Origin of the sequence: Cupriavidus alkaliphilus, from assembly GCF_900094595.1 — a bacterium.
Lineage (GTDB): Bacteria > Pseudomonadota > Gammaproteobacteria > Burkholderiales > Burkholderiaceae > Cupriavidus > Cupriavidus alkaliphilus.
Genome location: NZ_FMAD01000001.1, coordinates 555,714 through 567,266, shown reverse-complemented (window position 1 = coordinate 567,266; position 11,553 = coordinate 555,714). Strand labels below are relative to the sequence as shown.

General features: G+C 68.6%; 11 protein-coding genes. 4 read left to right on the top strand and 7 right to left on the bottom strand.

Annotation, left to right across the window (positions count from 1 at the left end; translation table 11 throughout):
* Positions 1 to 37 precede the first annotated feature (37 nt).
* On the top strand, positions 38 to 928 hold the full coding sequence (gene galU, locus GA0116996_RS02640) for a UTP--glucose-1-phosphate uridylyltransferase GalU (protein ID WP_025585208.1): 891 nt from the start codon (positions 38 to 40) through the stop codon (positions 926 to 928).
* Positions 929 to 1,031: 103 nt separating this feature from the next.
* Here the strand turns inward: galU and GA0116996_RS02635 are convergent, their stop codons facing one another.
* The 6 genes from GA0116996_RS02635 to GA0116996_RS02610 all read right to left on the bottom strand — a co-directional run bounded on the left by GA0116996_RS02635 (position 1,032) and on the right by GA0116996_RS02610 (position 5,452).
* Positions 1,032 to 1,259: a sulfurtransferase TusA family protein gene (locus tag GA0116996_RS02635; RefSeq protein ID WP_010813669.1), complete on the bottom strand. Its 228-nt coding sequence runs from the start codon at positions 1,257 to 1,259 to the stop codon at positions 1,032 to 1,034.
* A 51-nt stretch (positions 1,260 to 1,310) separates the two neighbouring features.
* Positions 1,311 to 1,895 (bottom strand): NUDIX hydrolase, encoded by a 585-nt coding sequence (locus tag GA0116996_RS02630; RefSeq protein ID WP_092307025.1) that lies wholly within the window; start codon positions 1,893 to 1,895, stop codon positions 1,311 to 1,313.
* A 53-nt stretch (positions 1,896 to 1,948) separates the two neighbouring features.
* A complete protein-coding gene (locus GA0116996_RS02625) occupies positions 1,949 to 2,980 on the bottom strand; it encodes a threonine aldolase family protein (RefSeq protein ID WP_092307024.1) in 1,032 nt (343 codons plus the stop codon).
* A 28-nt stretch (positions 2,981 to 3,008) separates the two neighbouring features.
* A complete protein-coding gene (locus GA0116996_RS28405) occupies positions 3,009 to 3,197 on the bottom strand; it encodes a 4-oxalocrotonate tautomerase (RefSeq protein ID WP_012353493.1) in 189 nt (62 codons plus the stop codon).
* A 55-nt stretch (positions 3,198 to 3,252) separates the two neighbouring features.
* Positions 3,253 to 4,026, bottom strand: a complete 774-nt coding sequence (locus tag GA0116996_RS02615) for a class II aldolase/adducin family protein (RefSeq protein WP_092307021.1) — start codon at positions 4,024 to 4,026, stop codon at positions 3,253 to 3,255.
* Positions 4,027 to 4,159: 133 nt separating this feature from the next.
* The gene (locus GA0116996_RS02610; protein ID WP_092307019.1) at positions 4,160 to 5,452 is read right to left on the bottom strand and encodes a YbfB/YjiJ family MFS transporter; all 1,293 of its coding nucleotides are present in this window, start codon (positions 5,450 to 5,452) and stop codon (positions 4,160 to 4,162) included.
* Between the two features lie 128 nt (positions 5,453 to 5,580).
* Between GA0116996_RS02610 and GA0116996_RS02605 the strand changes: the two genes are divergently transcribed.
* From GA0116996_RS02605 to GA0116996_RS02595, 3 genes are all read left to right on the top strand, one after another.
* Positions 5,581 to 6,480 carry a LysR substrate-binding domain-containing protein gene (locus GA0116996_RS02605; protein WP_092307017.1) on the top strand — a complete coding sequence of 300 codons (900 nt, stop codon included), beginning with the start codon at positions 5,581 to 5,583 and terminating at the stop codon, positions 6,478 to 6,480.
* Between the two features lie 93 nt (positions 6,481 to 6,573).
* Complete coding sequence (locus GA0116996_RS02600) at positions 6,574 to 8,022, top strand: NfeD family protein (protein ID WP_092307015.1); 1,449 nt, start codon at positions 6,574 to 6,576, stop codon at positions 8,020 to 8,022.
* Positions 8,023 to 8,024: 2 nt separating this feature from the next.
* Positions 8,025 to 8,789 carry a slipin family protein gene (locus tag GA0116996_RS02595; RefSeq protein WP_092307012.1) on the top strand — a complete coding sequence of 255 codons (765 nt, stop codon included), beginning with the start codon at positions 8,025 to 8,027 and terminating at the stop codon, positions 8,787 to 8,789.
* Positions 8,790 to 8,849: 60 nt separating this feature from the next.
* On the opposite strand, the gene alaS is transcribed toward GA0116996_RS02595, so the two are convergent.
* Positions 8,850 to 11,483 (bottom strand): alanine--tRNA ligase, encoded by a 2,634-nt coding sequence (gene alaS, locus GA0116996_RS02590; protein WP_092307010.1) that lies wholly within the window; start codon positions 11,481 to 11,483, stop codon positions 8,850 to 8,852.
* Positions 11,484 to 11,553 lie beyond the last annotated feature (70 nt).

Below are 11,553 nucleotides of genomic sequence, written 5' to 3'. Positions count from 1 at the left end.
CAGGGTTATGGACTGGAATCTGAGAGGTACACCTGATATGGAAAATCGCGTCACCAAGGCTGTGTTCCCGGTTGCGGGCCTGGGCACCCGCTTCCTGCCAGCCACCAAGGCCAGCCCCAAGGAAATGCTTCCGGTGGTGGACAAGCCGCTGATCCAGTACGCCGTGGAAGAAGCCATGGCCGCCGGCATTACCGAGATGATCTTCGTCACGGGCCGCTCCAAACGCGCGATCGAGGACCATTTCGACAAGGCCTTCGAACTGGAAGTCGAGCTCGAAGCCAAGAACAAGCAGGCGCTGCTGGACGTGGTGCGCTCGATCAAGCCAGCCAACGTCGAGTGCTACTACGTACGCCAGCCCGAGGCGCTGGGCCTGGGCCACGCGGTGCTGTGCGCGGCCAAGCTGGTGGGCGACACCCCGTTTGCGGTAATGCTGGCCGATGACCTGATCGACGGCAACCCGCCGGTGATGAAGCAGATGGTGGATGCCTTCAACCACTACAACTGCTCGGTGCTGGGCGTCGAGGAAATCACGCCCGAGCAGAGCCGCTCCTACGGCGTGATCGATGGCCGCGAATGGGATGACGACGTGATCAAGGTCTCGGGCATCGTCGAGAAGCCGGCGCCGGAAGACGCGCCGTCCAACCTCGGCGTGGTCGGGCGCTACATCCTGACGCCGCGCATCTTCGACCACCTGCGCGAGCTCAAGCCCGGCGCCGGCGGCGAGCTGCAGCTGACCGACGCGATCCAGTCGCTGCTGGGCCAGGAGCAGGTGCTGGCCTACCGCTACCAGGGCCGCCGCTATGACTGCGGCAGCAAGCTGGGCTACCTCAAGGCGACCGTCGAGTTCGCGCTGAAGCACCCCGAAGTCGGCACCGATTTCAGCGCCTACCTGGAATCGCGCGAGCACCTGAACGGCCTGGGCCGCTGAGCTCGCCGTCGCGGGCACGAAGAAAAAGCCGCCCCCGGGCGGCTTTTTCCTTATCGGACGGATGAACGCTCCCTGCCCCGCGCGCGGGAACGGGAGCCATCCATCAGCGCCGGCGCATGTAGAACACGAACACCTTGTCCACTTCCGAGTGCGACAGCAGCTCGTTGCCGGTCTGCTTGGCAAAGGCCTGGAAATCGCGCGTGGCGCCGGGATCGGTCGCCAGCACCTTGAGCACGTCGCCGCTGGCCATGTCGGCCAGGGCCTTCTTGGTGCGCAGGATCGGCAGCGGGCAGTTCAGGCCGCGGGCGTCCACTTCTTTCTGGAACTCCATTCGTCTCTTCCTCTGATGCTTGGGGGCTGGAGGCTGGCTGAAAAACCGGCCTTACCAGCGGTATTGTAGCGAAGCCCCGGCCTGGCTGAAGTCATGGGGGCGGCGCGGGTCCGGAATGTCGGCGCCGGTCTGGCGATCGAAGAAGCGCACCGGGTAGCCCCGTGCAGCAAGCCAGTCGGCCACCGCGAAGCCGGTTCCGGCCGACCACACGCGCACGTCCTCGGGCGCCACCAGCTTGTATTCGGCCAGTTCCTCGGACAGTTCGACGGTGCCGGTCGCCTTGACGTGATAGGCGATGATCAGCTCGTTCTTGCGCATGAACTCGTAGACGCCGATCAGCGCGACCGACTCGGTATCGAGATTGGTCTCTTCCTTCAGCTCGCGCGCCACGCCGAGCTCGGGCGGCTCGTCTCGCTCCAGGAAGCCGGTCACCAGCGCAAACATTTTCTCCGGCCACGCGGCGTTGCGCGCCAGCAGCAGCTTGTCCTGGTACTCCACCACCGCCGCCAGCACCGGCAGCGGGTTGTTCCAGTGCACGAAGCCGCAGTCCTGCTGCACGCAGGCGTGGCGTTCGCGCCCGGACAGCGGCAGCAGCTCCAGCGGCCCGCCGCACTGCGGGCAGAATCGGTAAGTCATGGGGGCTCCTGTGTCTCGTCGTTATCAGTATGCGCGGGCGGGATTCGGCGCCGCTACGCGCCGCAGGCGGCGCGCATGTCGGCGGCCAGCGCCTCCACGGTTTGCGGCAGCAGGTCCCACGAACACATGAAACGGCAGCCGCCCGCGCCGATAAAGGTGTAGAAGCGCCAGCCCTTTGCGCGCAGCGCCTCGATCGCCGGCAGCGGCAGCTCGGCGAAGACTGCATTGGATTGCGTCGGGAACATGATGCGCACGCCCGGGATCTCGCGGATGCGCTGCTGCAGCAGTTGCGCCATCGCATTGGCATGGCGCGCGTTGGCAAGCCACACGTCGTTCTCGAGCAGGCCCAGCCACGGCGCGGAGATAAAGCGCATCTTCGACGCCAGCTGTCCGGCCTGCTTGACGCGGTAGGCAAAGTCCTCGGCCAGGCGGCGGTCGAAGAACACCACCGCCTCGCCCACCGGCAGGCCGTTCTTGGTGCCGCCGAAGCACAGCACGTCGACGCCCGCGCGCCAGGTGATCTCGGAAGGATGCACGCCCAGCGACGCCACCGCGTTGGCAAAGCGCGCGCCGTCCATGTGCACGCGCAGCTGCCGGCGCTTGGCGATCGCGGCGATGGCGCGCACCTCTTCGACGCTGTAGACGGTGCCGACTTCGGTCGACTGCGTCAGCGACACCACCTTGGGCTTGGGGTAATGGATGTCGGCGCGGCGCGTGACCAGCGCCTCGACCGCGTCGGGCGTGAGCTTGCCATGCTCGCCCGGCGCGGTCAGCAGCTTGGAGCCGTTGGAGAAGAACTCCGGCCCGCCGCATTCGTCGGTCTCGATATGCGCCAGTTCGTGGCAGATCACCGAGTGGTACGACTGGCACAGCGCCGACAGCGCCAGCGAGTTGGCCGCCGTGCCGTTGAACACGAAGAACACTTCGCAATCGGTCTGGAACAGGTCGCGGATCCGGTCGCAGACCTTCTGCGTCCAGCTATCGTCGCCATAGGCCTGCTCATGGCCGCTGCCGTTGGCTTCCAGGAAATACTTGAGCGATTCCGGGCAGAAGCCGGCGTAGTTGTCGGACGCGAAGTGCTGCATGGTGTTCAGTGTGTAGGGGCCTGGCGCCTTACTTCTTGTCGGCCCACAGCTCGCCGCCGGTGGCCCAGTTCTCGCGCTTGATATCGGTGATGATGATGTCGACCGCCGACGGCGAGCAGCCCAGCGTTTCGCAGCTGACGCGGGTCACTTCCTCGACAAACTTGCGCTTCTGCTCGATGGTGCGGCCTTCAAACATTTCGACGTGGAAAGTCGGCATACATTGCTCCTGTGCTTGATTGATTGTTGTGGTCCGGGCGGAATAGTCCTTGCCTTCAGCCCCGGTAGGAAGGATCGATTCTATCCAGTTTGCGCAGCAGCGCGGGCCATTCCAGCACGCCCTCGACCGCGCCATCGTCATAGAGCTGCGCGGAGGTCTTGTCCGCCACGGCGGCGCCGGGCTGCACCAGCGCCCCGCCCGCCTGCGCCGCGATCTGGACTTCGCAGGCCTTGATCAGCGTTGCCATCAGCACATAGGCCTCGGCCACGGTGCGGCCCACCGTCAGCGTGCCGTGGTTGCGCAACAGCATGGCCGGATGCGGGCCCAGCGATGCGGTCAGCCGCGCGCCCTCGGCCGGGGTGAAGGCCAGGCCCTCGTAGTCGTGGTAGGCGATGCGGCCATGGAAACGCATGGCATGCTGCGACAGCGGCAGCAGCCCCGCCGCCTGCGCCGACACCGCGATGCCGGCGGTGTTATGCAGGTGCATCACGCACATCGCGTCGGCGCGCGCGGCATGCACCGCTGCGTGCAGCGCGAAGCCGGTCACGTTGACCGGATGCACGGTGTCGCCGACGACCTCGCCGCGGCCGTTGATCTTGACCAGGTCACTGGCGCGGATCTCGTCGAAGGCAAAGCCGAACGGGTTGATCAGGAAGTGATCCGGCTCGCCTGGCACGGTGGCCGAGATATGGGTGTAGATCAGGTCGTCCCAGCCCTCGCGCGCGGCCAGCCGGTACGCGGCGGCCAGGTCCACGCGCACGCGCTTCTCTTCGGCTGAGACGGGATGGGAAGCGCCCGCGGCGCGCGCGGGCTGCAAGGCAAAAGACATGGGGTCGCTCCTGCGCCGCCCGGTCTGGCGTGCCGGGTACGGCCCCGGCCTTCTGTGCCGCGCCGCTGACCGCGATGCCGGCAGACCCGGCCGCAGCCCTTCGCGCGGCGCGCCGGACGACAAAGACGCTACTTTAGCGCACCTTGGCGCCCGGGCTCAGGCTGGTCCCGGCGGCCGGCAGCGGCCACATGCGCCGCATCCAGGCAAACACCAGCGCGCCCAGCGCCAGCGCCGCCGCGGCGCACGCCAGGGAAGCGGCAAAGCCACCGGTGCGTGCCACCAGCGCGGTCGCCAGCGGCGGGCCGGCGATCTGGCCCAGGCCGTAGGACGCGGTCATCAGGCCCATCAGCCGTGGTGCGTGCGGCCCCCACAGCCGCCGCGCCTCGCGCATCGCAAACGCCACCAGCGCGGTGAAGGGCAGGCCCGCCAGCAAGCTGCTGAGGGCAAATCCGGCCACGCTGGGCAACACCACCGCGATCGCCACGCCCAGCGCCTGCATGCCATACAGCAGCGTCAGCAGCTTGCGGTTGTCGTGCCCCATGCCGACGCGCGTCGCCAGGAAAGCGCCCACCGCCACGCCCGCGCCGAAGATCGGCCAGAACAGGTCGGCCCACACCGTGCCGGGCAGCGCTTCCCGCGCGATCACGGGCAGGAAGGTCGCGGTGATGATGTAGCCGAAGCCGGCCAGGCCGTAGGCCAGCGTCAGCATCCAGGTCTGGGCGTCGAGCCGCGCCGTGCCGGTATCGATGCCGGTATCGGTCTCGGCGGCGCCCGCGGACGGCACCGCTGCCGCCGCCGCGGCCGGCGCGACAAAAATCCGCCAGACCGCCGCCACCAGCATCACCGCCAGCACGGTGAAGGCGAGCCAGCCATGGTCGGCATGCCAGCCCGCGCTGACCATGGCGGACGCGCCCAGCCCGGTGACCACGATGCCCAGGCCGGGGCCGCAGAAGATCAGGCCGGCCAGCTCGGGCCTGCCCAGCTCGGCCAGCCGCTGCAGGCACCAGGCGGCGGTGTAGACCATCGCCACGGCGCTGGCCACGCCCGCGGCGGTACGCCACAGCGACCACGCCGGCATGCCGCCCGGCAAGGCCATGCCCAGCGTCAGCAGCACCGTGGCCACCAGGCCCCAGCGCACCATGCGGACCGGATCGGGCCGGACAAACATGCACGCCGCGGCGCCGAGGAAATAGCCGATGTAGTTCACGGTTGCAAGCCAGCCGCCCTGCTGCAGCGTGACGGTGCCGTCATGCAGCATCATCGGCAGCAGCGGCGTGAAGGCGAAGCGGCCGATGCCCATCACCACCGCCAGCGATACCAGGCCGGCCAGCGCCACCGCGAACGGGCCGGCCTCGCGGCGCGCTGGCGCGGCGGCGGCCACGCGCGCAGCAGGGTGTTGTGGCTCAAGGCTCTGGGGGCGCGGCATGAGAGTGGCTGCGGGGACAGCGGTTGCATTGCGATCCCTGTATGCTACGCTGGCATCATCATCTTGAAACATGAATTCTCAAGATGCCAGCCATTCTGAAATCTGATGGATAACTGTGGAGCCCGGCCATGGACCTTGCCGCGCTAGAGATCTTCCGCGCCGTCGTCGAGGCCGGCGGCGTCACCCGCGCGGCCGAGCGGCTGCACCGGGTGCAGTCCAATGTCACCACCCGCATCCGCCAGCTGGAGCAGTCGCTGGGCGTCGAGCTGTTTGTGCGCGTCGGCCGGCGCATGGTGCTGACGCCGTCGGGCCAGACCCTGTTCGATTACGCCTGCCGCATCCTGACGCTGACCGAAGAGGCGCGCCACGCGGTGTTGCCGGCGCGCCCGCATGGCCGGCTGCGCATTGCCTCGATGGAAAGCACCGCCGCGAGCCGCCTGCCTCAGGTGCTGGCGGTGTATCACCAGGCCTGGCCCGAGGTGCAGCTGGAACTGGTGACGCTGGCGACGCGGCAGGCGTTCGATGCGCTGGCGCGCTTCGAGGTCGACTGCGCCTTCGTCGCCGAGCCGCTGGCCGACCCGGCACTGCGCGCGGTGCCGGTGTTCGAGGAAGAGCTGGTGGTGATCACGCGCGAGCACCATCGCCCGGTGCGCGGCGCGGCCGACCTGGAGGTGCCGACACTGCTGGCGTTCGAGCCGGGCTGCAACTACCGGGCGCGGCTCGAGACCTGGTACGGGAGCGGCACGGCGCCGACGCCGCGGGTGCTGCAGCTCAGTTCCTACCATGCCATCGTCGCCTGCGTCGCGGCCGGCATCGGCGCGGCGATCGTGCCGCGCTCCGTGCTGGGCCTGTACCGCGACCTGCCCGCCATCCAGCAGCACAGCCTGGGGGCGGCGGGCCGGGTGCGCACGCTGCTGGCGTGGCAGCCGTCGATGGCCAGCGCCGCGCTGCATGCGCTGGTCGAGGCCCTGCCCGAACTTACGCCCGCACCGCCCGGCTCGGCCGGGCCTGAACTCGCGGCGGCCTGAGCTTTCGGGCCTGCGGGGCCGCGTGCAAGATGTGCCCGGTGGCCTACACTTGAAGTGGCGCCACCACGGCACTTCGCGTGCCCCGCCCCTGCCATGAACCCTGCCACCGCATTGCTGCGGGCCTTCCGGCTGCTGTCCAGCCTGGCGCTGGCGTGCTGCGCGCTTGCCTTCGGCGGCAGCGGCGCCGCGGCTCCGCCGGCGGGCACGGCCACGGCCACCGCGCCGGTGTACGTGATCCCCCTGAAAGGCGCGGTCAGCCCGGCCAGCGCCAGCTTTATCCTGCGCGGCATGGCGCGCGCCCGCGAGGCCGGCGCGCAACTGGTGGTACTGGAAATGGACACGCCCGGCGGGCTGGATGCGTCGATGCGCGACATCATCCAGGCGATCCTGGCCTCGCCGGTGCCGGTGGCCAGCTATGTCTCTCCCGGCGGCGCGCGCGCGGCCAGCGCGGGCACCTACATCCTCTATGCCAGCCATCTGGCGGCGATGGCCCCAGGCACCAACCTGGGCGCGGCGACGCCGGTGCAGGTCGGCATCGGCGGGCCGCAGAAGCCGGAGTCCTTGCCTGGCGCAAGCCCCGCTTCGGCCCCTGCCAGCGCGCCCGCGACAGGCGACGCCATGGCGCGCAAGCAGCTGCACGACGCCTCGGCCTATATCCGCGGCCTGGCGCAGCTGCGCGGGCGCAACGCCGAATGGGCCGAGCGCGCGGTGCGCGAATCGGTCAGCCTGTCGGCCGACGAGGCGCTGGCGCAGCGCGTGATCGATGTGGTCGCGGCCGACCTGCCCGCGCTGCTGCGCCAGCTCGACGGGCGCAAGCTGACCACCGCCGGCGGCAAGGCCAGCACGCTGCAGACGCGCAACGCGCCTTCGGTGACGCTGGAGCCGGACTGGCGCAACCGCTTCCTGGCCGTGATCACCGAGCCCAGCGTGGCGCTGTTGCTGATGATGATCGGCATCTACGCGCTGATCTTCGAGTTCTCCACGCCGGGCATGGTGGTCCCCGGCATCGTCGGCGCGATCTGCCTGCTGCTGGCACTGTTCGCGCTGCACATGCTGCCGGTCAACTACGCCGGGCTGGCGCTGGTGGCGCTGGGCATCGGCTGCATGGTGGCGGAGCTGTTCCTGCCCACCTTCGGCGCGCTGGGCGTCGGCGGCATCATCGCTTTCGCCTTCGGCGCGGTGATGCTGATCGACACCGACGTGCCGGGCTTTGGCGTGCCGCTGCCGATGGTGGCGGCGATGTCGGCGCTGTCGGCGGTGTTCGTGTTCGGCATGTCGGCCATGCTGATGCGCTCGCGCAAGCGCCCGGTGGTCAGCGGCGCCGACACGCTGGTGGGCAGCCGCGGCGAGCTGCTCGACGACCTGCGCGAGGAAGGCTGGGCCAGCGTGCGCGGCGAGACCTGGCGCGTGCGCAGCGCCACGCCGCTGGCGCGCGGCACGCCGGTGCTGGTCACGGGACGCAGTGGCCTGGTGCTCGAAGTGACCGCCGCCAGCAGCGCACCGGCCTCCTCTTCCCAACCGACCCCTGACAAGGGAGCCTGACCATGGCCTACGGATTCAGCTTCGGCGGTGTGATCTTCCTGCTGGCACTGCTGGTGATCACCTCGTTCCGCGTGCTGCGCGAATACGAACGCGGCGTGGTGTTCATGCTCGGGCGCTTCTGGAAGGTCAAGGGCCCCGGGCTGGTCCTGCTGATCCCGGCGGTGCAGCAGATGGTCCGGGTCGACCTGCGCACGGTGGTGATGGACGTGCCGCCGCAGGACGTGATCTCGCGCGACAATGTCTCGGTCAAGGTCAATGCGGTGGTGTACTTCCGCGTGGTCGATCCCGAACTGGCCATCATCCAGGTGGCGAACTTCCTCGAAGCCACCAGCCAGCTGGCGCAGACCACGCTGCGCTCGGTGCTGGGCAAGCACGAGCTCGACGAGATGCTGGCCGAGCGCGAGAAGCTCAACCTCGACATCCAGCAGGTGCTGGACGCGCAGACCGACGGTTGGGGCATCAAGGTCTCGAACGTCGAAATCAAGCACGTCGACCTGAACGAGACCATGGTCCGCGCCATCGCCCGCCAGGCAGAGGCCGAGCGCGAGCGGCGCGCCAAGGTGATCCATGCCGAAGGCGAACTGCAGGCCTCGGAGAAGCTGCTGGAAGCCGCGCAGATGCTGGCGCGGCAGCCGCAGGCTATGCAGCTGCGCTACATGCAGACGCTGACGCAGATCGCGGGGGACAGGAGTTCGACCATCGTGTTTCCGCTGCCGATCGATTTGCTGACGACACTGCGCGGCGCCACGGAAAACACCGAGAAGTAGGAAAGCAGAAGGGGCGCCACCGGCGCCCCTTCTCTGCTGGCTTGCGCAACGCGCAGGCGATCAGACCTTCGCCGCCACCCACTCGGTGACGCCGGCCAGCGCCTGCGGCAGCTTGGCCGGCTCGGTGCCGCCGGCCTGCGCCATGTCGGGACGGCCGCCGCCCTTGCCGCCCACCTGCTGGGCGACAAAGTTGACCAGTTCGCCGGCCTTGACCTTGCCGGTCGCATCGGCGGTGACGCCGGCGATCAGGCTGACCTTGCCGTCGGCGACCGCGCCCAGCACGATGGCGGCGCTCTGCAGCTTGTCCTTGAGCTTGTCCATGGTCTCGCGCAGGGTCTTCACGTCGGCGCCGTCCAGCTGCGCAGCCAGCACCTTCAGGCCCTTCACGTCGACCGCCTGCGCCGCCAGCTCGTCGCCCTGCGAGGCGGCCAGCTTGCTCTTCAGGCGCTCCAGCTCCTTCTCCAGCGCGCGCACCTGGTCCTGCACCTGGCCGATGCGCGGCACCAGTTCGGACGGCTGCGCCTTCAGCACGGCGGCGGCTTCGTTCAGCCTGGCGTCCAGGCCTTGCAGGTAGTGCAGCGCGTTGTCGCCGGTGATGGCCTCGACGCGGCGGATGCCGGCGGCGACGCCGCCTTCCATCACGATCTTGAACAGGCCGATATCGCCGGTGCGGTGCACGTGGGTGCCACCGCACAGTTCCTTCGAGGTGCCGATCGACAGCACGCGCACGTCGTCGGCGTACTTCTCGCCGAACAGCGCCATCGCGCCGCTCTTGACCGCGTCGTCGAACGGCATGATCTCGGCGTGCGTGTCCTCATTGCGCAGGATCTCGGCGTTGACGATCTCTTCGACCTGGCGAATCTGCGCGTCGGTCAGCGCGGCGTTGTGCGAGAAGTCGAAGCGGGTCTTGTCCGCATCCACCAGCGAGCCCTTCTGCTGCACGTGGCCGCCCAGCACTTCGCGCAGGGCCTTGTGCATCAGGTGCGTGGCCGAGTGGTTGCGCACCGTGCGCGCACGGCGCAGCGCGTCGACCTGCGCCGACACGGCGTCGCCGACCTTGAGCGTGCCACCCTGCAGCGTGCCCTGGTGGCCGAACACGTCGGCCTGGACCTTGGTGGTGTCGGCCACGGCGAACACGGCACCATTGCCATTCGCGGCCTGCAGCACGCCCTGGTCGCCGGCCTGGCCGCCGGACTCGGCGTAGAACGGCGTGTTGTCGAGCACCACCACGCCGGTCTGGCCCGGCTGCATGGTGTCGACCGATGCGCCATCCACATACAGCGCCGTGACCCTGGCCTGCGGCAGCTCCAGCTTCTCGTAGCCGTGGAACACGGTCTTGTCGCCGGTGTACTCCAGGCCGGCGGCCATCTTGAACTTGCCGGCGGCGCGCGCCTGCTCGCGCTGGCGGTTCATGGCGGCGTCGAAGGCGGCTTCGTCCACGCCGATTTCCTGCTCGCGGCACACGTCCTGGGTCAGGTCCAGCGGGAAGCCGAAGGTGTCGTGCAGCTTGAAGGCAAGTTCGCCGTCCAGCGTCTTGCCGCCCTTGAGCTTCAGGTCGGCGAGCGCGGCGTCGAGGATGGCCATGCCGTTCTCGATGGTCTCGAAGAAGCGCTCTTCCTCGGCCTTCAGCACTTCGGTCACGCGCGACTGCGCCTCGGCCAGCTCCGGGTAGGCCTGGCCCATCTGCTCGACCAGGTCCGGCACCAGCTTGTGGAAGAACGGGGTCTTCTGGCCCAGCTTGTAGCCGTGGCGGATGGCGCGGCGGATGATCCGGCGCAGCACGTAGCCGCGGCCTTCGTTGCCCGGGATCACGCCATCGACGATCAGGAACGCGCACGCGCGGATATGGTCGGCGATGACCTTCAGCGAGTTCTGGTTCAGGTTGTCGATATGGGTCTCGCGCGCGGCGGCCTTGATCAGCGCCTGGAACAGGTCGATCTCGTAATTGCTGTGCACATGCTGCAGCACCGCGGCAATGCGCTCCAGGCCCATGCCGGTGTCGACGCACGGCTTGGGCAGCGGCGTCATGTTGCCCTGCTCGTCGCGGTTGAACTGCATGAACACCAGGTTCCACACCTCGATGTAGCGGTCGCCGTCTTCCTCGGGCGATCCCGGCGGGCCGCCCCACACGTCCGGGCCATGGTCATAGAAGATTTCCGAGCACGGGCCGCACGGGCCGGTGTCGGCCATCTGCCAGAAGTTGTCCGAGGCGTAGCGCGCGCCCTTGTTGTCGCCGATGCGCACGATGCGCTCGGCCGGCACGCCGACTTCCTTGGCCCAGATATCGTAGGCCTCGTCGTCTTCCGCATAGACCGTCACCCACAGCTTCTCGGCGGGCAGCTGGTAAGTCTTGGTCAGCAGTTCCCACGCGTACTGGATGGCTTCGCGCTTGAAGTAGTCGCCAAACGAGAAGTTGCCCAGCATCTCGAAGAACGTGTGGTGGCGCGCGGTGTAGCCCACGTTCTCGAGGTCGTTGTGCTTGCCGCCGGCGCGCACCGAACGCTGCGACGAGGTCGCGCGGGTGTACGGGCGCTTGTCGGTGCCCAGGAACACGTCCTTGAACTGCACCATGCCGGAGTTGGTGAACAGCAGCGTCGGGTCGTTCGCCGGCACCAGGCTGGACGAGCGGACCACGGTATGGCCCTTCGATTCGAAGAACTGCAGGAACTTGCTGCGAATGTCTGAGACTTTCATGGGATGGCGGACGCTTGCCCTGGCGTGGCCGGGCGCGACGAATCAGTATGGGATTTGCAAACCGTTGATT